The organism is Angustibacter sp. McL0619 (assembly GCF_049994355.1).
In the GTDB taxonomy this organism is placed as follows: domain Bacteria; phylum Actinomycetota; class Actinomycetes; order Actinomycetales; family Angustibacteraceae; genus Angustibacter.
Map to the genome: position 1 here is coordinate 2,574,983 of NZ_CP188257.1, position 20,696 is coordinate 2,595,678.

The window sequence follows — 20,696 nt, forward strand, 5'->3', positions numbered from 1 at the left end:
GTGCTCAGCGACCGAGCGCCGCTGGCGCATGGGGGAACTCCCGTCGTGCCTGGTCCGCGATGCGGCGCAGCAGGAAGACGTCGAAGCCCGCGCCGAGTACGCCGCCCACGATCGGCACGCCCCGGCCGAGCCGAGGCGCCGCGCTGCGACCCACCCTGGCCACGAGCCGGAAGCCGATGGCCTTGTTGAGCACCATCAGCGCCGGGCCGGGCAGGCGACTCGTGGCGAGTCCGGCCAGCCGACCGGAGTGCTGCACACCGGCGCCGCGCAGCAGGTCCTCGGCGTCCGCACCGACGAGGGTCAGCAGCACGGCCGACCGGACTCCCTGCTGGCGCAGGTCGTAGCCCCGCAGGCACGCGACCGTCGCGACCATCCGGGTGGCGATCGCGTAGAACTCGAGCACGTTGACCGGCAGGGCGAGAGGCAGCGTGAAGAACCCACCGAGGCCGGTCACGAAGCCGCCGGCAGCGGCGGCCCTGACGTGGCTGCGAATCACTGCGTCGATCGCCTGCTCGGCGTCGCCGTGACCGCTCAGCGCGCCGTCCGCGACGTTCTGGGCCGAGTCGAACGGACCGCGCCCGTCGATACCGACGTCAAGCAGCTTGTCGACGAAGGCGCCGGCCTGGGCGGCCATCACGCTGGCCTGGGCGGCAATGCCCTTGTCGCCAGGCTCCACGTCACTCTCCTGCAGCACGTCGTCCTCCTCGGGCATCCGATGCCAGCTCCGGTCGTGTCACCGATGATGCCGTGTTCCACGGTGCCGCGCAGGCCGACCGCCCGCAGGTCGCGAGGTTGTCGGTGGGACCGGCCAGGATGGGCGGATGCTGCTCGCCGAGGTCGCCACCGCCAGTCGGCAGATCACTGCCACGTCTGGACGGCGCGACAAGATCGCGCTCCTCGCGCGGTGCCTGCAGCGCGCGGCCACCGACGACGACCCGTCGACGGTCGCTCTGGCGGTCAGCTACCTGTCCGGCGAGCTGCGCCAGCGCCGGACGGGCATCGGCTACGCCGCGCTGCGAGACACCTTGCCGGCAGCGCCCGCCGCCGCACCGACGCTGACGCTCACCGAGGTGGACGCGGCCTTCCAGCGGTCGCAGGAGCTGTCCGGCGCGGGGTCGCAGGCGGCCAGGACGTCACTCGTCGCAGCCGTGCTGTCGCGCGCGACGGCCGACGAGGCGGCGCTGCTGCGCGGACTCCTCTCGGGTGAGCTGCGTCAGGGGGCGCAGTCGGGGCTGCTGCTCGAGGCCGTCGCGGTCGCCGCGGACGCTCCTGCCACCGAGGTCCGCCGGGCGGTGACCCTGAGCGGTTCGCTCGCCGAGGTCGCGGACGCCGTACTGTCCCGGGGCCGGCAGGCACTCGGGGAGTTCACGCTGCAGGTCGGTCAACCGCTTTCGCCCATGCTCGCCAAGACGGCGCCCTCGCTGTCGGCGGCGCTGACCACGCTCGGCCCCTCCGCCGTCGAGTGGAAGCTCGACGGGATCCGGATCCAGGTACACCGCGACGGCGACGACGTCCGGGTGTTCACCCGGACGCTGGACGAGGTCACCGACCGGGTTCCCGAGGTGGAGGCGCTGGCCCGAGGGCTCGCCGTGCGGTCGGTGGTGCTGGACGCCGAGGCGATCGCGCTGCGGCCGGACGGCCGGCCACGAGCGTTCCAGGAGACCGCCTCGCGGGTCGCCACCCGAGGTGCACGGGCCGCTGCCGTCGCCGAGAGCACGCCGCTGACCACGTTCGTGTTCGACGTCCTGTCGGCTGACGGCGTCGACCTGACCGGCGAGCCGCTGACCGCGCGGCGTCGAGTGCTCGAGTCCGTTGCGCCGGCGCACGTGGTGGTCCCCCAGCTGGTGGCCGGACCGGACGACGGCCCGCGGGCCGAGGAGTTCGCGGCTGACGCACTCGCGCGCGGCCACGAAGGTGTCGTGGTGAAGGCGCTCGACTCGCCCTACGCGATGGGACGACGCGCGTCCGGCTGGCTCAAGGTCAAGCCGGTGCACACCCTCGACCTCGTCGTGCTCGCCGCCGAATGGGGTCATGGCCGCCGCGCGGGGTGGCTGTCCAACCTGCACCTGGGTGCACTCGACCCGGACGGTCGTTTCGGGCCGCCCGGCGGCTTCGTGATGCTCGGCAAGACGTTCAAGGGCATGACGGACGAGCTGCTCACCTGGCAGACCGGCGAGCTCGTCGCGCGGGCCCAGGGGCCGACCGACGGCTGGGTCGTCCCGGTCCGTCCCGAGCTGGTGGTCGAGATCGCGCTGGACGGAGTGCAGACGTCCCCGCGCTATCCGGCCAGCGTGGCTCTGCGGTTCGCCCGCGTCGTCCGTTACCGACCCGACAAGACCCCGGAGCAGGCAGACACCATCGAGTCAGTCGAGCGGCTGCGCGCGGGATGACCCCGGTAACTGTCCACATCGCGGTCCTTTCGCTGCCCCGCTGGAGCCCGAGACGTCCGGCCTGGGATCATCGACGACGCCCAAAGTGTTGACCCTGTGACACACGAACCAGCCCACCCGACCCCGGAGGACCAGTCGTGACCCTGCCGAGCGACCCTGACGCCAAGCTCGCCGAGTACGCACACCCCGAACGCCTGGTCACGACCGAGTGGCTGGCGGCGCACCTGAGCGACGACGGACTGGTGGTCGTGGAGTCCGACGAGGACGTGCTGCTCTACGACAGCGGGCACATTCCCGGTGCGGTGAAGGTGGACTGGCACACCGACCTCAACGACCCGGTCAACCGGGACTACGTCGACGGCGCCCGGTTCGCCGAGGTCATGGGCGAGCGCGGCATCTCACGCGATACGACGATCGTGGTCTACGGCGACAAGAACAACTGGTGGGCGGCCTATGCCCTCTGGGTCTTCACGCTGTTCGGCCACGCGGACGTCCGGCTGCTGGACGGCGGACGGACGAAGTGGATCGCCGAGGACCGCGAGCTGACCCGCGAGCAGCCGGCGCCGACCGTGGTGGACTACCCCGTCGTGGAGCGGGACGACTCCGCCATCCGCGCCTTCAAGGACGACGTGCTGGCTCACCTCGGTGGCAAGCTGATCGACGTCCGCTCCCCCGGCGAGTTCAGCGGCGAGCTGCTGCACATGCCCGACTACCCGCAGGAGGGTGCGGTGCGTGGCGGTCACGTTCCTGGCGCGCGCAGCGTGCCGTGGGCGCGGGCGGCGGCGGACGACGCGACGTTCCGGTCCCGCAGCGAGCTGGAGGCGATCTACGAGGGCGAGAAGGGCCTGACCTCCTCGGACGACGTGATCGCCTACTGCCGCATCGGCGAGCGCTCGTCGCATACCTGGTTCGTGCTGACCCATCTGCTGGGCTACGGGTCGGTGCGCAACTACGACGGCTCGTGGACCGAGTGGGGCAACAGTGTCCGGGTGCCGATCGCCGTCGGTCCTGACGTGGACGGCGGCCGATGAGCGAGGACCGCGCACCACTTCCGCCGGCCCTGGCCGAGCTCGCCGAGGACTTCCACGAACTCGGCGCGCGAGACCGGCTGCAGCTGCTGCTGGAGCTCAGCGACGAACTGCCGCCGCTCCCGGAGCGCTACGCCGGGCACCTTGAGGCGATGGAGCAGGTGCACGAGTGCCAGTCGCCGCTGTTCCTCGCAGTCGAGGCGAACGCCGAGACGGTCCACGTGTTCTTCGACGCTCCCAGGGAGTCGCCGACGACCCGTGGCTTCGCCGGAATCCTGCACGCCGGCCTCGACGGGCTGGCACCCGAGCAGGTGCTCGCAGTGCCGGACGACGCGCCGTACCGCTTCGGCCTGGCCGAGGCCGTCAGCCCGCTGCGGCTGCGCGGGATGGTCGCCATGCTCGCCCGGATCAAGCGCCAGGTCCGCGAGCAGTCCGCAGCCTGAGCGGACGAGGGATCAGGTCGAAGCGTCACGCTCGGCCTCCAGCATCAGCTGCCGGACGACCTCCTGGGCGGCGAAGTGCAGCGTGCTGAGGGCGTGGATGCCGTCGGTCAACGGCCGCTCGGGTGCCGTCGCGGCGCGCTGACCGGTCGGGATCAGCGCTCGTAGCGTCACGTACCCGGCACCGGGTGGCCCGACGTCCTGCGTCGGCTCGAGCTCAGCCAGTCGCGCCTGCAGTACCAGCAGCAGGCCGCGGGCCGCCGCCCGCACATCGTCGTCGCCGACCTCGCCGCCGGCCCAGTGCTTGCCGGTGCTGGTGAACAGCTCGGCGGTGCCGTCGTGGCGGGCCACGAGGGTGGAGCCGCCCCAGGGCAGTCCGGTCTCCACAACGGCGGCCCAGACGTCGGGCAGGCGGGGCGTGGGACGCCAACCGGACCCGGCCGCCTCGGCGGTGAGCGCAGCCAGCCGCCGCTCGCCGTACTCCGCGCGCGGGTCGCTCAGCTGGGTGCGTCGTCGTCCGAACACGGTCTGACGGTAACCGGCGCTCAGCGCAGCGTCATCTGCGGTTCACCGAGCGACGACAGACCGTTTCCGCTGCGCAAGAGTCTGTACGGATCGGACAAGCCGCAGCGCTGCGACGGGAGTCGGTGGCACCCGCCACAATCGGGTCGTGACCGCCCTCGATCCCGTGACCGCGCTGCGCACCGAGGGCGCCAACCGCGGTGCAGCGGTGGCGCTGGCGACCCACCCGAAGGTCGGCACGGCGCTCGCGTTCGCCGGCCACAGCTGGTCCTGGTCGCCCGAGGAGCAGACACCGGGCGAGATCGTCCAGGCGATCGAGGCCGAGCTGCGACCGCGGTGGGTCTGGTGGTCCGCGACCGCGGTCGCCCAGCCCCTCGTCGGCCAGGGCGTGCACCTCGCGACGTGCTGGGACCTGGCCGCGGTGCACCGGCTGCTGGCCGGTGGAATGGACGACGAGCCGCCACAGATCTGGGCCCTGGTGCAGGGGCTCGACCCGAGGGCGGCGCCGCGGACCGGGCAGCTCGACCTGCTCGCCAGCACGGCCGCGCCGGACGCCGGCCCGGGTGACCCGACCTCCCCGATCGAGCCGAGCGGCCACCTTCGCGCCGAGTGGGTGGACGGTGGGTGGTGGCGAACCGCGGCCCGGCTTCGGGCCTGGGCCGAGCTGGCCGACCAGGCCCGGGTCGGGCAGTTGGCCCGGCTGGCCGAGCGAGCCAGGGCGGCGACCGTGACCGGCGACCCGGAACGCACCGCGCACGCCGAGTCGACCGCGGCCCTGCTCTGCGTGGAGCTCGAGCAGGACGGGTTGCCGATCGACGTCGTCCAGGCGCAGGAGCTGATCGGCGCGGCGGTCGGCCCGCGACCCACGGACGCGCGGCACGCGGCGTCCCTTCGTCACCAGCGCGACCGCGAGGTGCTGCGGCACACCCAGCAGGCGCAGGGAGTGAACGTCGACCTGCGCAACCCGGCGCAGGTCCGCGAGCTGCTCGCCGCGATCGGCATCGACGTCCCGGACACCCGTTCGTGGCGCCTGGAGCCCTGGCGCGACCAGCACCCGCTGGTTGCGGCCCTGCTCGCGTGGCGAAAGGCGGACCGGATCGCGACGACCTACGGCTACGGGTGGCTGGACCGGTACGTCGGCCCGGACCAGCGGCTGCGCGGGCCTTGGCAGGGCAGCGACGGCGCAGCCGGCCGGATGACCGCCGGTGCCGGGCTGCACAACCTGCCGGCCGAGCTGCGACCGGCCGTGGCGGCACCGCCGGGGTGCGTCCTGGTGCGCGCGGACCTGGGCCAGATCGAGCCGCGCGTGCTGGCCGCTGTGTCGCAGGACCCCAACCTGGCCGCCGCCACCCGCGACGACGACCTGTACCAGCCCGTGGCCGCGCGGCTGCACGTCGAGCGACCGGTCGCCAAGGTGGCCGTGCTCGCCGCGATGTACGGGCAGACCAGCGGCACCGCCGGCGAGGCGCTCAAGGGGCTCGACCGCGCCTACCCGGTCGCGATGAGGTACCTGCGTCAGGCCAGCGACGAGGGTCGCGCGGGAAGGGCCGTCTACACCCACGGCGGACGTCGGGTGCCGATGTGGGGCAGCACGGCGGGCCTGGAGCCGCCGGCCGAGGCCGCGCTATCGGCCGCCCGCGGACGGTTCGCCCGCAACGCGGTCGTCCAGGGCGCGGCCGCCGAGCTGTTCAAGGCGTGGAGCGTGACCGTGCGGGCGACGGCGCGGCCGATGGGCGCGCGGATCGTGCTGTGCCTGCACGACGAGGTGCTGGTGCAGGCGCCGCAGGAGCGCGCCGACGACGTGGTCGCCCTGCTGCACGGCACGCTGCAGTCGGTCGGTGCCGCCTGGGCTCCTGGCACGGGCGTGCGGTTCGTCGCGGACGTCCGCGTGGTCCATCGGTGGTCCGAGGCCAAGGAGTGACACGATCGGGCCCATGAGCGCATCGGTCGACGTCGCCTTCGTGCTCGGCGGTGGCGGCGTGCTCGGGGCCAGCGAGGTCGGGATGCTGCAGGCGCTGCACCAGCGGAGCATCCGGGCCGACCTGGTGGTCGGCACCAGCGTGGGTGCCATCAACGGTGCGATGCACGCCGCGTACCCGGACGACAGCGCCGAGCTCGGCGTGCTCTGGCAGTCGATGACCTCGTCGTCGGTCTTCGGCGGCTCCGCTCGCCAACGGATCCGGCACATGACCCGGACGCCGATCTCGTTGCACGGCAACCAGGCGTTGCGCGACCTGCTCGACACCCGGCTGAAGGGGCTGGAGTTCGCCGACCTGAAGATCCCCTTCGAGTGCTGCGCCGCATCCATCGAGCGAGCCGCGGAACACTGGTTCTCGGACGGTCCGCTGGTCGACGCCATCCTCGCCTCGAGCGCGGTGCCCGGGCTGTTCCCGCCGATGCGCATCGGGGACGAGCACTTCCTGGACGGCGGCCTGGTGAACTCGATCCCGATCGCCCGGGCGATTTCGCGAGGCGCGCGAACGGTCTACGTGCTGCAGGTCGGCCGGGTCGAACGTGAGCTCGGCCCGCCCACCCGGCCGTGGGAGGTCGCGACGGTGTCCTTCGAGATCGCCCGCCGGCACCGGTTCGCCCGTGACCTCGCCGAAGTCCCTGAGGGGGTGCGGGTGCACGTGCTGCCCAGCGGGGACACGGAGACATCGCTAGCCTCCCTGCGCTACCGCAACACCGCGGCGGTGCCACGGCGCATCGAGCAGGCCAGGCTGGCCACCGCGGCCTACCTCGAGGCACCGGAGGTCTGAGTGCTGCCACCCGTGCTCGTCCGGCGACTTCTGATCGCGCCGGCGATGGTGCTGCTCGCGCTGCTGGCCGTGACCCTGGCGCCGATCTGGCTCATCGTGCTGACCGCGCTGTCGCCGTTCGTGCCCTTCGGCAAGTGGCGTCCGCTGCGGGTGGGTTGGCTGCTGCTGCTGCACGTGCTGCTCGAGGCCGGCATCCTGCTGGCGCTGCTCGTGCTCTGGGTGGTCAGCGGCTTCGGCTGGGCGATCCGGCGTCCGGCGTTCCAGCGCACCCACTACGACATCGTGCAGTTCTACCTGTCCGTGCTGTTCCGCGAGTGCCGGCGGGTGCTCGGCGTCCGGGTCGAGGTCGATGGTCCCTCGCCTGCGTCCTACCAAGGCCGCCCCCTGCTCGTCTTCTGCCGGCACGCCGGGCCGGGAGACTCCTTCCTGCTGATCCATGCGCTGGTCAACTGGTACGACCGCGAGCCCCGGATCGTGCTGAAGGACACGCTCCAGTGGGACCCGGTCATCGACGTCCTGCTGGGGCGGCTGCCGAACCGGTTCATCCGGCCGGCACCCAGTCAGGGCGGCGAGGCGCTGGTCCGGCAGATCGGCGAGCTCGCCAGCGGCCTGGACGACAACGACGCCTTCGTGATCTTCCCCGAGGGCGGCAACTTCACCGCCCGACGCAAGGCCAGGGCGATCGCCCGGCTTCGCGCCGACGGCCTGGTCGAGGCTGCCAAGCGAGCCGAGCAGTTGCGCTACGTGCTCCCGCCTCGTCCCGGTGGGGTCGGCGCCGCGTTGCAGGCGGCCCCCGACGCGGACGTCGTCTGGGTGGCGCACACCGGGACCGACCACCTGATGTCCGTCGCGGACGTCTGGCACGCGCTGCCCCTGGACCAGACCATCCGGATGCGTTGGTGGCAGGTGCCGGCCGGTGAGGTGCCGGAGGGCGAGGAGGAACGCCTCGCCTGGCTCAACGACTGGTGGAAGCGCATCGACGACTGGATCGACGAGCATCGCGACGTCGAGCGGGCGCCCGCCGGACCACCCGGCTGAGCGGTCTCGCCGCGCGCCACACCCTCCTGTGCGCCATCATCGGCTGCGCCCCGCGATCCGGGGCGACGCTGGCAACGGGAGGCCCAGATGAGCACGCAGGACGTCACCGGCCAGGCAGGCGACGCCGTCCGCCGCGCGGCCGACAGCACCTGGCTGGAGCGCACCGCGCGGGTGGGCTACGTGGTCAGCGGCCTGCTGCACCTGCTGATCGCCTGGATCGCGCTGCGGGTCGCCTGGACCGGCTCGCAGGCCCACGCGGACCAGTCCGGGGCACTGCGCCTGCTGGCCGAACACTCGTGGGGCAAGGCACTGCTCTGGCTCGGCGTGGTCGGCTTCGCCGGCCTCATGCTCTGGCAGATCGCGGACGCCGTGTTCGGCCGGCACGGCGACGATGCCAAGGAGCGGGCCGGCGCCAGGGTCAAGGCGATCTCGAAGGCCGTGGTGTACGCCGCCTTGGCCTACAGCAGCTACGCGTTCGCCCGTGGCGCAGGCAAGTCGAGCAGCTCGCAGACCAAGGACTTCACCGCGACGGTGCTCTCACACAATGGCGGACGCATCGTCGTGGTGCTGATCGGCCTGGTCGTGATCGGCGTAGGCGGCTACCACGTGTACAAGGGCTGGACGCGAGGCTTCCACAAGGACCTCATGCGCCGCCCCGGCAAGGCGGTGGAGGCGCTCGCGGTGGCCGGCTACGTCGCCAAGGGCGTGGCACTGGTCATCGTCGGCGGGCTGTTCTGCGTCGCGGGGGTGCAGCGGCAGCCGAGCGAGGCGACCGGTCTGGACGGCGCGCTGAAGACCTTGCGCGAGCAGCCTTTCGGGTCGTGGCTGCTCACGATCGTGGCCCTCGGCCTCGCGGCGTACGGCGTGTACTCGTTCGCCCGGGCCAGGCTCGCCCGGCTCTGAGGGCCCTGACCATCGCGCCGGCGGCCGGGCCCGTGGACGGCCGGCCAGCGGTGTCGGCCGCGTCGCGTACGGTGCCACGGTGACCTCATGGACCCCGACGACCGCCGGCGACGAGACCCTCGAGCAGGATGCGCAGCGCGTCCTGGCTACCCTCGTCGGGCGCCCCGACGCCACCTTCCGGGACGGGCAGCTCGAGGCGATCCGCGCGCTGGTCAGCGAACGACGCCGGGTGCTCGTCGTGCAGCGGACCGGGTGGGGCAAGTCCGCGGTCTACTTCGTGGCCACCGCGCTGCGCCGCGCGCAGGGAGCCGGCCCCACGCTGATCGTCTCGCCGCTGCTCGCCCTGATGCGCGACCAGGTGGCCGCTGCCGCTCGCGCCGGGGTGCGGGCCGTGACGATGAACTCGGGAAACGCCGAGAGCTGGGGCGAGGTCAGCGCACAGCTGGCGGCGGACGAGGTCGACGTGCTGCTGGTCAGCCCCGAGCGGCTGAACAACCCCCGCTTCCGATCCGAGCAGCTGCCCGACCTGGCCGCCCGCTGCGGGCTGCTGGTGGTGGACGAGGCGCACTGCATCAGCGACTGGGGGCATGACTTCCGCCCGGACTACCGCCGGATCCGTGACCTGTTGACCACCCTGCCCGACGGGACGCCGGTGCTCGCGACCACCGCGACGGCCAACGCCCGGGTGGTCCAGGACGTCGGTGAGCAGCTCGGCGCAGGCGGGCATGACGTCCTGACCCTGCGCGGTCCGCTGGCCCGACAGAGCCTGCGGCTCGGCGTGCTCCGGCTCCCGACCGCGCAGGACCGGCTCGCCTGGCTGGTCGCCCATCTGCACGAGCTGCCGGGCAGCGGCATCATCTACACCCTCACCGTGTCCGCCGCAGAGGACCTCGCGGCGCTGTTACGCGCCTCCGGGCACCAGGTGCAGTCCTACACCGGCCGCACCGACCCGGGTGACCGCGTCGAGGCCGAGGACCTGCTGCGCCGCAACGAGGTCAAGGCGCTGGTGGCCACCAGCGCCCTGGGCATGGGCTTCGACAAGCCAGACCTCGGCTTCGTCGTGCATGTCGGAGCACCGAGCTCGCCGATCGCGTACTACCAGCAGGTCGGCCGAGCTGGACGAGCCACCGAGCGCGCCGACGTGCTGCTCCTGCCGGGTCGCGAGGACGTGGACATCTGGCGGTACTTCGCCAGCGCCTCCATGCCGCGCCGCGAGGACGCCGCCGCCGTGCTGGGCACGCTGCGCGCCAGCGGGTCGGCGATGTCCACCGCCGCACTCGAGACCGTGGTCGACGTGCGACGCACCAGGCTCGAGCTGCTGCTCAAGGTGCTGGACGTCGACGGCGCGCTCTCGCGGGTGCAGGGTGGCTGGACGGCGACCGGTGCCGACTGGTCCTACGATGAGGAACGCTACGACCGGGTGGACGCCGCCCGCCGCCGCGAGCAGCAGCTCATGCTCGACTACGAGAGCACAGAGCAGTGCCGGATGGCGTTCCTGCAGGAGTCGCTGGACGACGACACCGCCGCACCCTGCGGGCGGTGCGACCGGTGCGCCGGCGGCTGGTACCCGACCGACCTGCCCACCGACGCGCGCGAGCGTGCCGACGAGCAGCTGTCCCGGGTGGGAGTGGAGATCGAACCACGCGCCCAGTGGCCGAGCGGCATGGCGCGCCTGGGCGTTCCGGTCAGCGGACGGATAGCCGCTGAGCAGCGGCCGCTGTCCGGCCGGGCCGTCGCCAGGCTGACCGACCTCGGGTGGGGGCAACGCGTCCGCGAGGTGCTGGACGCCGCGGACGGCCCGGCACCCGAAGGGCTCCGGCAGGCGGTGGTGGCAGTGCTGCGGGACTGGCGCTGGGAGCAGCGACCGGTGGCCGTCGTCGCGATCCCCTCCAGGCGCAGGCCAAAGCTGGTCGGGTCGGTCGCGGACCACCTCGCCGAGGTCGGGCGGCTGCCGCTCTTGGGCACGCTCGAGCTGCTCGACGGCGGACCGACCGGCGAGCCGGGCGGGAACAGCGCGTTTCGACTGGCCGGGGTGTGGGGCCGGATCGTCGTACCGGACTCGGTGCGCGAGCGGCTGGTCGAGCTGGACGGCCCGATCCTGCTGGTGGACGACCTCGTCGACTCCCGGTGGACGATGACCACCTGTGCCGCGGCGCTGCGCGAGGCGGGCGCTGACGAGGTGCTCCCGCTCGCGCTCGCGGCGGCGGGCTAGTGCCGCGGTCGGCCTCGCCGCCGGGCGATGGCCTCGCGGATGGGCGGGACCACGACTCCGGACTGCGCCAACCGGCGGCGGACCTTGCGTCGGGTCACCAGGATCCCGGTGACCCCGAAGCCCCAGATGACGTACTGCACGCACCAGGCGAGCTTGAACGACGACAGGTCGTAGGTGGCTGCGCGGCCGGCGCCGCCGCCGGCGGGCGACACGGCGTCCAGCACCAGGCCGACGCCGAGGATCGTGAGCAAAGACGCCACGAAGCCACCGATGTTGACGATCCCGGTGGCGCTGCCCAGCCGGGCGGCCGGGTTGAACGTCCGCGCGAAGTCGAAGCCGATCATCGACCCGGGACCACCGATCGCCAAGGCGCCGACCAGGAACAGCAGCAGCCACAGCGGCGCACGTCCCGGCCACGCCAGCACGGACGTCCAGGCCACCACCGTGATCGCCACGATGCCCAGTACCAGCCAGGAACGGCGCAGCGGGTGGCGGGCCACCAGTCGTCCGAAGATCGGGCCCGCCGCGATGGCGGCCAGCACGAACACCGTCATCAGGGCGCTGGCCACTCGCGGCGACTGCCCTTCCCCGGAGACCAGGAACGGGAACCCCCACAGCAGCGCGAACACGGTGCCGGAGAACTGGGTCGTGAAGTGGGTGAACAATCCCAGCCGCGTCCCGGGGTGCCCGAACGCGGCCACCAGCTGCCGCCGGACCTCATGCATGCTGGGCGAACGGCGCAGCGGTCCGGAGCCGGGCGGGGTGTCGCGGACGAACGCGAACGCCAGCACGGTGACCACCACCCCGGCCGTGGCCGCCACCAGGTACGTCGGCGTCCAGCCGGGGCCGTGCAGCAGCCACACCAGCGGGATCGCGCTGAGGATCTGGCCGAGCTGTCCGGTCAGCCCGGTGAGCTGGGTCATCAACGGGTTCAGCCGCGCCGGGAACCAGGCCACGACGAGCCGCAGCACGCAGACGAAGGTCATGGCGTCACCGGCACCGACCAGCACTCGCGCGGTGATCGCGCCGGGCATGGTCGTGGACACCGCGAGCAACGCCTGGCCGGCGGACATGACCAGGCCGCCGAGCACGATGAGCCGCTTGGACCCGAACCGGTCCAGCGCCACTCCCACCGGGATCTGCAGGCTCGCGTACACCAGCAGCTGCAGCACGGCGAAGGTCGCCAACGCGCTCGCCGAAGCGTCGAACCGCTCAGCGGCCGAGATGCCCGCGACGCCGAGCGAGGTGCGTTGCAGCACCGCGATGACGTACGCCAGCAGACCAGCACCCCAGACCAAGAACGCGCCGCGAGGGATCGTCGCGGTGGTCGTGGACGAGGTCACGCGAGCATCCTCCCGCGTGGGTGGGGGTCGTGCAGCGGTCGGCTCAGCCGACGCGCTCGACGACGTGCCCTCGAGCCGCCTGCCGGGCCAGGTAGGTGTCGCGCTTGTCCTCGAAGCGGACCGCGGCCTCCTCCAGCTGGTCGAGCAGGCCGGCGAGCTCCTCGCGCGCCTTCTCGCCCTCAGTGGTCAGGCCCTCGCGGTCCCACACCTTCCAGGTGCGCAGCACCGGGGCGAGCACCTCGTCCTTGTGGATCCGCAGGTCGTAGATGCCGGCCATCGCGATCTGCACCGACCGACGTCCGAAGTCCTCGATGGTGTGGCCAGGCATCTGGAACGTCGAGACCACGTCGCGCACGGCCTGCAGCGTCTGGTCGGGGGCGATCTCCAGCGCCCCGGCGAGCAGGTTGCGGTAGAAGACCATGTGCAGGTTCTCGTCCTGGGCGATGCGGGCCAGCATCTGCTCGCAGTACGGATCCTGGGTGTACTTGCCGGTGTTGCGGTGCGAGATGCGCGTGGCGAGCTCCTGGAAGGACACGTAGGCGACCGAGCGGAGCATCTCGTCGTGGTCCTGCTCGAAGCCCTGCCCCATGTGCATCATCCGCTCGCGCTCGAGCTGCTTGGGGTCGACCGCGCGGGTGACCAGCAGGTAGTCGCGCAGCGCGATGCCGTGCCGCCCCTCCTCAGCCGTCCATCGGTCGACCCAGGTGCCCCAGGCGCCGTCACGGCCGAAGGTGTCGGAGATCTCGCGGTGGTAGCTGGGCAGGTTGTCCTCGGTGAGCAGGTTGACGATCAGCGCAGTGCGCGCCGTCGGGCTCATCTTGGACTGCTCCTGCGTCCAGGGCTCGCCATCGAAGATGCCGTCGTAGTTGCTGCCCTCGCTCCACGGCACGTACTCGTGCGGGAACCACTCCTTGGCGGCGCCAAGGTGCCGCTCGAGCTCGCGCTCGACGATCGGCTCCAGTTCTTGGAGCAGCTGCAGCTGCGTGAGTTCCTTCATGAGAGGCACCACCCTACGTTGCCGTAACCTACGCTTGCGTAAGTTAGTGTGCCCGCTACCCGGCCTCAGGTCCAGCCCAACCCGGCGTGGCGCGCGACACTCACCGCGAATTCACACGACTGTCACGCACGGTGTCGATAGCGTCAACACCATGAGCGCCACGATCCTCGCCCGCGACCTCGCCGCCGGGCACGGCGCTCGATCGCTGTTCAGCGGCCTCGACCTGGTGGTCGGCCCGGGGGACGTCGTCGGGCTCGTCGGGCCGAACGGGGCGGGCAAGTCCACCCTGCTGCGGCTGCTCGCCGGGATCGACCGGCCGGAGTCCGGGCGGCTCACCCTGTCTCCGCCGGCCGCCCAGCCCGGCTACCTGCCGCAGGAGGCGGACCGCCGCCCAGGTGAGTCCGTGCGCGACCTCGCGCACCGCCGCACCGGCGTCCTCGCCGCCCAGCAGCGGCTGGACGCCGCCACCGAAGCCCTCACCCAGAGCCTGCCGGGCGCGGACGACGAGTACGCCGACGCGCTCGAGGTGTGGCTGCACCTGGGCGGGGCCGATCTGGACGAGCGGGCCGAGGCGGTGGCTGAGGAGGTCGGGCTCGGCGTCCGGCTGGATGCGCTGACCAGCACGCTGTCCGGTGGTGAGGCGGCACGGGCGGGCCTGGCCTGCCTGCTGCTGTCCCGGTACGACGCGTACCTGCTCGACGAGCCCACCAACGACCTGGACCTGGCGGGCCTGGAGCAGCTCGAGCGCTTCGTCCGCTCCGTGCGCGCGCCGGTGGTGCTGGTCAGCCACGACCGGGAGTTCCTGGCCCGCACGGTCAACCAGGTGGTCGAGCTCGACCTCGCCCAGCAGCAGGTCGGGGTCTTCGGTGGCGGCTACGACGACTACCTGCGTGAGCGGGAGGTCGCTCGTCGGCACGCCCGAGAGGCGTTCGAGGACTACGACGCGACGGTCGGTCGGCTCTCCGAACGCGCCCGGACCCAGCGTGCCTGGGCCGACAAGGGCACCCGGAACGCCTTGCGCAAGGCCACCGACGGCGACAAGAACGTCATCCACCACAACCGGGAGACAGCCCAGAAGCAGGCGGCGAAGGCCAAGCAGACGGACCGCCTGATCGAGCGGCTCGAGGTGGTCGAGGAGCCCCGCAAGGAGTGGCAGCTCCAGCTGGACATCGCTGCGGCCGGACGCTCCGGTGCAGTCGTGGCAGTGGCCCGTGGCGCCGTCGTCCGGCGGGACGGCTTCACGCTGGGACCGGTGGACCTGCAGCTGGACTGGGCCGACCGGGTCGTCGTCACCGGACCGAACGGCTCGGGCAAGTCCACGCTGCTCGCGCTGCTGCTCGGGCGGGTGGTCGCGGACGAGGGCAGCGTCTCACTGGGCTCGGGCGTGCTGGTGGGCGAGGTCGACCAGGCGCGAGCCGCGTTCGACGGCCCGGACCTGCTGCTGCACCGTTTCGGCTCGCACCTACCGGACTGGCCGACGGCCGAGGTGCGCACTCTGCTGGCGAAGTTCGGCCTGGGCTCCGAGCACGTGCTGCGGGCGTGCGAGACCCTCTCCCCCGGTGAGCGCACCCGGGCGGCGCTGGCACTGCTGCAAGCACGCGGGGTCAACCTGCTCGTCCTCGACGAGCCCACCAACCACCTCGACCTGCCCGCCATCGAGCAGCTCGAGCAGGCGCTGGAGTCCTTCAGCGGCACCGTTCTGCTGGTCACCCACGACCGGCGCATGCTGGCCACCGTGCGCTCGACCCGGCACTGGGCGCTGGACGCCGGCCGGCTGACCGAGTCGTGACCCGACGCTGACCAGCTCGGGACGGTCAGTCCTGGGCGGTGCGCTGCGGTGCGGTCGCACGGCGACGTTCGGACCAGCACAGGTACTACCAGGCCGCCGACACCACGGTGCTGCGGTCCGACAGCGAGGCCGTTGGCGGTCAGGTCGGGTCCGCGGTCAGGTCGGGTCCGCGGTCAGGTCGGGTCCGCGCAGGTCGAGCGGACGGCGGCCGTCAGCGACTCGTCCTGCGCTGCGGGAACCGACCTCAGGTCCAGCAGCAGTGCGCCGCCCTCGACCCGTCCGACCACGGGCGTGGCGGCGCGTCGCAGGGATCCGCTGTGCTCGGCAGGCAGCCGAACGGCCCAGCTCGGCAGGGCCAGCTCCGGCGCGCCGCCAGCACCGACCCTGGCCGTGCACGGCACCGCCTGCGCCGGTATCCCGCTCTGCCGCAAGGACTCCACGACTGCCTCGGCCCGTCGGCGCAGCTGCTCGGCGTCCGCCTCCAACGCCCGGATCACGGGTGTCGCAGGGCCGCGGACCGTGGCCTCGAGCGCGGCGAGCGTGAGCTTGTCCACGCGCAGCGCCCGCGCCAGCGGATGGCGTCGGAGGCTCTCGACGAGCTCGACGCGCCCCAGCATCAGCCCCGCCTGCGGACCACCCAGCAGCTTGTCCCCGCTGCCGGTGACCAGGTCGGCTCCGTCGCGCAGCGCAGTGGCAGCGTCCGGCTCGTCCGGCAGCAGCCGGTGCGGCCGCAGCAGTCCGGAACCGAGGTCGGCGACCAGCGGCACCCCGAGCGGGCCGAGTGCGGCCGCCAGCTCAGCAACGGACGCATTCGCCGTGAAGCCCCGCACCACGAAGTTCGACGGGTGCACCTTGAGCACCATCCCGGTCTGCTCCCCCACCGCGTCCAGGTAGTCCTTCAGCGTCGTCCGGTTGGTGGTGCCGACCTCACGCAGCCGGGCACCGGTGGAGCCCAGCAGGTCGGGCAGGCGGAAGCCGTCACCGATCTCCACCATCTCACCGCGCGAGATGAGGATCTCGCGGCCGGCGGCGAGGGCGGTGGCCGCCAGCACCAGCGCGGCGGCTCCGTTGTTCACCACGTGCACCGCGCCGGCCTCCGGCACGGCCTCGGCGAGGGCGGCCAGGGCCCCGCGGCCGCGTCGGGCTCGCTCACCGGTGGACCGGTCGAACTCGACGTCGGTGGGCCCGGCCGCCGCCGCCACAGCGTCCACCGCCGCCGACGACAGGGCGGCGCGACCCAGGTTGGTGTGCAGCAGGACGCCGGTCGCGTTGATCACCGGAACGAGCCCACTGGCGTTGGCAGGCAACGACTCCAGCACGGCCTCGACCACCGTCTCCGCAGTGAGCCCGCCGGTTCGGACCCGCTCCTGGGCGCTGACGACGGCGGCCTTCACCAGCGCGGGGCCGAGGCGGTTGATCGGCTCGGCCAACCGCTCGTCGGCCAGCAGCCGGTCGGTACGGGGAACGTGACGACGGGGGTCGTGACTCGTTGCGGCGGTGGGCATCCCGGCGGCCTAGCTGGTCCGGTGCACCTTGTGCGGCGCGGCCTGGGCCAGCGGTTTGACCACCAGGAGATCGATGTTGACGTGCGGGGGACGGGTCACCACGTACGCGATCGTGTCTGCGATGTCCTCAGCGGTCAACGGTGCCTCGACGCCCGCGTAGACGGCGTCGGCAGCGGCCTGGTCGCCGTCGAAGCGCACCAGCGAGAACTCGTCGGTGCGCACCATGCCCGGGGCGATCTCGCTGACCCGCACCGGTCGGCCGTTGAGCTCGAGCCGGAGCGTCTGTGCCAGTGCCGACTCGGCATGCTTCGCGGCGACGTAGCCGCCGCCCTTCTCGTACGCCAGATGGCCGGCGATCGAGCCGGTGACCACCACGTGCCCGCCGGAACCGGCCTGCAGGGCCGGCAGCAACGCCTTGACCATGCGGACCGAACCCAGCACGTTCACGTCGTACATCCGGCGCCAGTCCTCGACGTCGGACGTGGCGACCTCGTCCATGCCGAACGCCCCGCCGGCGTTGTTGACCAGGACCGCTACATCGGTGAGGTCCTCGGCAAGAGCCGCCACCGAGGCGTCGTCGGTGACGTCCAGGGTCACCGCCCGGACGCTCTCGAGCTCTGCGGCGAGCTCGTCCAGCCGGGCCCGGCGGCGAGCGGCTGCCACCACGTCGTACCCCTCGGCAGCAAGTCGGCGGACGGTCGCCGCGCCGATACCGCTGCTGGCTCCGGTCACGACGGCCAGCGGTCTCGTGCGGGTGCGCGCCGGCCCGGCGTGAGAGGCGTCAGCAGTCATGTCCGAAGCCTATGGCCGGACCGGCGCAACCGCTCAGGCCCCGGGTGCCCTGCCTCCGGCGGGTGCGGCCAGGAAGAACGACACCTGGCCGCCGTCCACGTTCGCGTCCAGCGTCTGGTCCTCCAGCAGCGCGGAGGCCTGCTTCTCCAGGTACACCTGCACACCACCGGCCTCGATCACGTCGTCGCCCGGTGCAGCCGCGTCCACGACGCTGAGCTCCAAGCCCTGCTCGCCCGGGGCCAGGCGCAGTCCTGCGTGGTTCGATGCCTCGGGGCTCTGGGTGAGGCCGCGGACGACGTCCACAGCCTGATCGGTCAAGGTGAGCATGCTCGCTCCTGTCGATCGGGATCCTTCGGACCCTCCACCCTGACCACGCTGGCCCAGCGGCAGTCAAACCGAAGTTCCGCAGCCGTGCTCAGTCCCGGGCGTGTCGTGCCGACGCGACCTCAGGGCTCGTCGACGATGTGCACCGCGGCCTCCTCGGCGGACGCGCCGGCGCCGTCGATGCCCGCGTCCCAGCCGACCATGTCCTTCTCGGAGTCCTCCCGGACGCCCTCGTCGAGGTCCACCAGCCGGCCGGCGCGCTGGTCGCCGACCTCATCGTCGCCGGCGAATCCGTCGTCCCAGTCGTCGACCGCGTCGGGGTCGTCCCGGTCGCCGGGTTCGTCCGCGAGCGGGTCGTCGAACGCGGCGTTCGGGTCCGGCTCCTCCTGAGCCATCCGTTGCTCGAGACTCTCGCCGCGGCGAGCCTCCTCGAAGGTGGTGCCGAACGCGTTCACCCCTCGCGGTTTCTCCGGCGGGCTGTAGCCCTCGTCCAGCGGGTCCACCAGGCCCCGGTCGTCCAGGTTGTCCTCGGCCCCCGGCTGGTCCTCGTCGTCCACGCTGAACACGCCGCTGCTGTCGACCTCGCTGTCCGGCTGATCGGTCATGTCCCGAGCCTGCCACCACTGGCCGGAGTTTGCGCGAGCACCCGCAGACCTTCGTCGTCGCGGACGGTCAGCGACCGCTGGTCGAGCAGCTCCAGCAGCGGCACGGCGACCCGTCGCGAGGTCTGCCAGACGTCACGCGCCGCGGCCACCGCGAACGGCGGGTCCAGGGCTGCCAGCAGCCGGACGGCGCGGTCCACCGCGTCCGGGGTCAGCAGGACGCCACCGCCGCAGTCCACCAGGTGACCGGTGCGCACCGCGGCTGCGACCTCGCGACGGCCCAACCCCAGCTCGGTCAGCCGTTGCCCGGAGGCAGCTGGCACGGGCTCGGACGCCAGGTCCAGCTCGGTCACCAGCTGACGGACGGCGCTGGCGACGTCGTCGGGCAGGTGCTGCGGGTCGTCACCCCCGCGCAGCACCCGACCCCGAGTGATGGTCAGCGGTGGCCGGACCAGCTGCGGGACGACCTGCACGGACGGCAAGGACAGCTCGGCGCGGGCCGACTCCAGGGGGAGCCCGCGGTCCAGTGGATGCTGCGCGTCGTGCTGGGCCACGAGCTCGCTGAGCCTGCCGGACAGCCGTTCGGCGAGCCCGTCGTGCACCAGCCACTCGCCGACGGCACCGTGCGCTTCGAGTGCGGCCGCTGGAACGCCCATCGCCAGCAGGTGCGCGCCGGAGACCACGCCCCGACGCTGGACCTCCTGCTCGACGTCCGCGTCGCCCGTCGCCCTCGCCAGCTCGATCGCACGGACCTTGGCCGCACCGCGCCGACGCAGGCTCGGCGGGTCGACGTCCAGGACCCGGACGCCGGTGAGCACCCGACGCTGCCCGGGGTCGCGCAGCAGCCCGGCGTCCCCGAGGTGCAGTCGGAGCGGGCGCTCGAGGCGTAGTCGCCACAGGTCCTCGCCGAGCGGCCGGACGTGAACCGTGACCTGAGCCGAGCCCACGTGCAGCACGGCGGTGGACGGCGCTCGGTCGGGTGTCGCCGAGCAGCGGACGTCGACGATCTCGGTGCGCCAGAACGCGTCCGGGCTGACCAGCGCGTCGCCGCGGCTCACCCTTTCGCGGGCCACCCCGCGCAGGTTGACCGCGACCCGCGCCACGGCCGGCACCTGCGCGTGCTGCTGCTCCAGGCTCTGCAGCCCGCGCACCGTCGCCGTCGTCCCGTCGTCCAGCTCGAGCAGGTCGCCCTGCCGGATGGTGCCGGCCGACAGGGTGCCCGTGACGACGGTGCCCGCGCCCCGGATGGTGAACGAACGGTCCACCCAGAGCCGGACCGGCGCGTCCTTCGCCGGCTGCGGCAGGCTGCGCACCAGCCGCAGGATCGCGGCGCGCACGCTGTCCAGCCCGGCACCGGTCCGTGCACTGGCGCTGACCAGCTCAGCACTCGCCAAACCGGTGTGCCGCAGCCGATCCCGCACGTCCTGCCCGACCGGGCCGGGGTCCGCCAGGTCGCTGCGTGAGACCACCACGACGCCGTGCCGGACGCCGAGTGCCTCGATGGCGTCCAGGTGCTCCTGGGTCTGCGGCATCCACCCACCGTCCGCCGCCACCACCAGCACGACGGCCGGCACCGGGCCCAGCCCGGCCAGCATGGTCGGCACGAACCGCTCGTGGCCGGGCACGTCGACGAAGGCGATCGTCTGGTCATCCAAGGTGGTCCAGACGAAACCCAGGTCGATCGTCAGGCCGCGGCGCTGCTCCTCGGCGTACCGGTCGGGCTCCTGCCCGGTCAGAGCACGGACCAGGGACGACTTGCCGTGGTCGACGTGGCCCGCGGTGGCCAGCACGTGCATCACGGTCCCAGCCTGCCAGGCGGGCACAACCGCACTGCGGCAGGCGTCGCGACTGAGGGGCGCGGAGGCGGACGGGAATCGAACCCGCCAGACCGAGATACTCGGTCTCGTCGGTGTTGAAGACCGCGGGGACCACCAGGTACCCAGACGCCTCCCCGCGCCACAGCAGCGGCTGGGACCCGGCGGCCCGAGGCTACTCGGACGACAGCCTCCCTGGGACGGTGGCCTGCCTGTCGGAATCCTGCTGATCGACCTG

18 protein-coding genes and 1 tRNA gene are annotated in these 20,696 nt (G+C 72.7%); 9 read left to right on the forward strand and 10 right to left on the reverse strand.

The window, feature by feature from the left end; translation table 11 throughout:
• Positions 1-4 precede the first annotated feature (4 nt).
• Entirely contained in the window at positions 5-712 is a 708-nt protein-coding gene (locus ACPPVT_RS11935) for an EcsC family protein (RefSeq protein ID WP_426560481.1), read from the reverse strand.
• A 109-nt stretch (positions 713-821) separates the two neighbouring features.
• Between ACPPVT_RS11935 and ACPPVT_RS11940 the strand changes: the two genes are divergently transcribed.
• The 3 genes from ACPPVT_RS11940 to ACPPVT_RS11950 all read left to right on the forward strand — a co-directional run bounded on the left by ACPPVT_RS11940 (position 822) and on the right by ACPPVT_RS11950 (position 3,861).
• The gene (locus tag ACPPVT_RS11940) at positions 822-2,390 is read left to right on the forward strand and encodes an ATP-dependent DNA ligase (protein WP_426560483.1); all 1,569 of its coding nucleotides are present in this window, start codon (positions 822-824) and stop codon (positions 2,388-2,390) included.
• A gap of 137 nt (positions 2,391-2,527) precedes the next feature.
• Entirely contained in the window at positions 2,528-3,421 is an 894-nt protein-coding gene (locus tag ACPPVT_RS11945; RefSeq protein WP_426560485.1) for a sulfurtransferase, read from the forward strand.
• Positions 3,418-3,861, forward strand: a complete 444-nt coding sequence (locus tag ACPPVT_RS11950) for a SufE family protein (RefSeq protein ID WP_426560487.1) — start codon at positions 3,418-3,420, stop codon at positions 3,859-3,861. Before ACPPVT_RS11945 ends, ACPPVT_RS11950 begins: the two co-directional genes overlap by 4 nt.
• 12 nt (positions 3,862-3,873) lie before the next feature.
• Here ACPPVT_RS11950 and ACPPVT_RS11955 read toward each other — a convergent pair whose 3' ends face one another.
• The gene (locus tag ACPPVT_RS11955; RefSeq protein WP_426560489.1) at positions 3,874-4,383 is read right to left on the reverse strand and encodes a hypothetical protein; all 510 of its coding nucleotides are present in this window, start codon (positions 4,381-4,383) and stop codon (positions 3,874-3,876) included.
• 145 nt (positions 4,384-4,528) lie between these two features.
• Here ACPPVT_RS11955 and ACPPVT_RS11960 point away from each other — a divergent pair, with 145 nt between their 5' ends.
• The 5 genes from ACPPVT_RS11960 (at position 4,529) to ACPPVT_RS11980 (ending at position 11,292) form a co-directional block, all read left to right on the forward strand.
• Positions 4,529-6,301 (forward strand): DNA polymerase, encoded by a 1,773-nt coding sequence (locus tag ACPPVT_RS11960; RefSeq protein WP_426560491.1) that lies wholly within the window; start codon positions 4,529-4,531, stop codon positions 6,299-6,301.
• Positions 6,302-6,314: 13 nt separating this feature from the next.
• Positions 6,315-7,139: a patatin-like phospholipase family protein gene (locus ACPPVT_RS11965; protein ID WP_426560493.1), complete on the forward strand. Its 825-nt coding sequence runs from the start codon at positions 6,315-6,317 to the stop codon at positions 7,137-7,139.
• Between the two features lie 45 nt (positions 7,140-7,184).
• The gene (locus ACPPVT_RS11970) at positions 7,185-8,177 is read left to right on the forward strand and encodes a 1-acyl-sn-glycerol-3-phosphate acyltransferase (protein ID WP_426567142.1); all 993 of its coding nucleotides are present in this window, start codon (positions 7,185-7,187) and stop codon (positions 8,175-8,177) included.
• An 87-nt stretch (positions 8,178-8,264) separates the two neighbouring features.
• Entirely contained in the window at positions 8,265-9,080 is an 816-nt protein-coding gene (locus ACPPVT_RS11975; RefSeq protein WP_426560495.1) for a DUF1206 domain-containing protein, read from the forward strand.
• Positions 9,081-9,159: 79 nt separating this feature from the next.
• Complete coding sequence (locus ACPPVT_RS11980; protein WP_426560497.1) at positions 9,160-11,292, forward strand: RecQ family ATP-dependent DNA helicase; 2,133 nt, start codon at positions 9,160-9,162, stop codon at positions 11,290-11,292.
• Here ACPPVT_RS11980 and ACPPVT_RS11985 read toward each other — a convergent pair.
• Together ACPPVT_RS11985 and ACPPVT_RS11990 are read right to left on the reverse strand one after the other, a co-directional pair.
• On the reverse strand, positions 11,289-12,635 hold the full coding sequence (locus tag ACPPVT_RS11985) for an MFS transporter (RefSeq protein WP_426560500.1): 1,347 nt from the start codon (positions 12,633-12,635) through the stop codon (positions 11,289-11,291). The genes ACPPVT_RS11980 and ACPPVT_RS11985 overlap by 4 nt on opposite strands.
• A gap of 43 nt (positions 12,636-12,678) precedes the next feature.
• Positions 12,679-13,632 carry an acyl-ACP desaturase gene (locus tag ACPPVT_RS11990; RefSeq protein WP_426560502.1) on the reverse strand — a complete coding sequence of 318 codons (954 nt, stop codon included), beginning with the start codon at positions 13,630-13,632 and terminating at the stop codon, positions 12,679-12,681.
• Between the two features lie 151 nt (positions 13,633-13,783).
• On the opposite strand from ACPPVT_RS11990, the gene ACPPVT_RS11995 reads away from it, so the two are divergent.
• A complete protein-coding gene (locus ACPPVT_RS11995; RefSeq protein WP_426560504.1) occupies positions 13,784-15,421 on the forward strand; it encodes an ABC-F family ATP-binding cassette domain-containing protein in 1,638 nt (545 codons plus the stop codon).
• 173 nt (positions 15,422-15,594) lie between these two features.
• Here ACPPVT_RS11995 and selA read toward each other — a convergent pair whose 3' ends face one another.
• The 6 genes from selA to ACPPVT_RS12025 form a co-directional block, all read right to left on the reverse strand.
• Positions 15,595-16,926, reverse strand: coding sequence for an L-seryl-tRNA(Sec) selenium transferase (selA, locus tag ACPPVT_RS12000; RefSeq protein ID WP_426560505.1), 1,332 nt, complete (start codon positions 16,924-16,926; stop codon positions 15,595-15,597).
• Positions 16,927-16,935: 9 nt separating this feature from the next.
• Positions 16,936-17,718, reverse strand: coding sequence for an SDR family NAD(P)-dependent oxidoreductase (locus tag ACPPVT_RS12005; RefSeq protein WP_426560507.1), 783 nt, complete (start codon positions 17,716-17,718; stop codon positions 16,936-16,938).
• A 33-nt stretch (positions 17,719-17,751) separates the two neighbouring features.
• Positions 17,752-18,045 (reverse strand): Fe-S cluster assembly protein HesB, encoded by a 294-nt coding sequence (locus ACPPVT_RS12010; RefSeq protein ID WP_426560509.1) that lies wholly within the window; start codon positions 18,043-18,045, stop codon positions 17,752-17,754.
• A gap of 119 nt (positions 18,046-18,164) precedes the next feature.
• Complete coding sequence (locus ACPPVT_RS12015) at positions 18,165-18,647, reverse strand: DUF5709 domain-containing protein (RefSeq protein WP_426560511.1); 483 nt, start codon at positions 18,645-18,647, stop codon at positions 18,165-18,167.
• Positions 18,644-20,440, reverse strand: coding sequence for a selenocysteine-specific translation elongation factor (selB, locus tag ACPPVT_RS12020; protein ID WP_426567143.1), 1,797 nt, complete (start codon positions 20,438-20,440; stop codon positions 18,644-18,646). The genes ACPPVT_RS12015 and selB overlap by 4 nt, the downstream gene beginning before the upstream one ends.
• Before the next feature lie 61 nt (positions 20,441-20,501).
• A tRNA-Sec gene (locus ACPPVT_RS12025) sits at positions 20,502-20,595 on the reverse strand.
• Between the last annotated feature and the right edge of the window lie 101 nt (positions 20,596-20,696).

What these genes read in the sequence shown, in the direction of transcription:
- ACPPVT_RS11935 (WP_426560481.1), bottom strand. Translation starts at nt 712, where the DNA reads ATGCCCGAGGAGGACGACGTGCTGCAGGAGAGTGACGTGGAGCCTGGC.
- ACPPVT_RS11940 (WP_426560483.1), top strand. Translation starts at nt 822, where the DNA reads ATGCTGCTCGCCGAGGTCGCCACCGCCAGTCGGCAGATCACTGCCACG.
- ACPPVT_RS11950 (WP_426560487.1), top strand. Translation starts at nt 3,418, where the DNA reads ATGAGCGAGGACCGCGCACCACTTCCGCCGGCCCTGGCCGAGCTCGCC.
- ACPPVT_RS11965 (WP_426560493.1), top strand. Translation starts at nt 6,315, where the DNA reads ATGAGCGCATCGGTCGACGTCGCCTTCGTGCTCGGCGGTGGCGGCGTG.
- ACPPVT_RS11970 (WP_426567142.1), top strand. Translation starts at nt 7,185, where the DNA reads ATGGTGCTGCTCGCGCTGCTGGCCGTGACCCTGGCGCCGATCTGGCTC.
- ACPPVT_RS11975 (WP_426560495.1), top strand. Translation starts at nt 8,265, where the DNA reads ATGAGCACGCAGGACGTCACCGGCCAGGCAGGCGACGCCGTCCGCCGC.
- ACPPVT_RS11990 (WP_426560502.1), bottom strand. Translation starts at nt 13,632, where the DNA reads ATGAAGGAACTCACGCAGCTGCAGCTGCTCCAAGAACTGGAGCCGATC.
- ACPPVT_RS11995 (WP_426560504.1), top strand. Translation starts at nt 13,784, where the DNA reads ATGAGCGCCACGATCCTCGCCCGCGACCTCGCCGCCGGGCACGGCGCT.
- selA (WP_426560505.1), bottom strand. Translation starts at nt 16,926, where the DNA reads ATGCCCACCGCCGCAACGAGTCACGACCCCCGTCGTCACGTTCCCCGT.
- ACPPVT_RS12005 (WP_426560507.1), bottom strand. Translation starts at nt 17,718, where the DNA reads ATGACTGCTGACGCCTCTCACGCCGGGCCGGCGCGCACCCGCACGAGA.
- ACPPVT_RS12010 (WP_426560509.1), bottom strand. Translation starts at nt 18,045, where the DNA reads ATGCTCACCTTGACCGATCAGGCTGTGGACGTCGTCCGCGGCCTCACC.
- ACPPVT_RS12015 (WP_426560511.1), bottom strand. Translation starts at nt 18,647, where the DNA reads ATGACCGATCAGCCGGACAGCGAGGTCGACAGCAGCGGCGTGTTCAGC.
- selB (WP_426567143.1), bottom strand. Translation starts at nt 20,440, where the DNA reads ATGCACGTGCTGGCCACCGCGGGCCACGTCGACCACGGCAAGTCGTCC.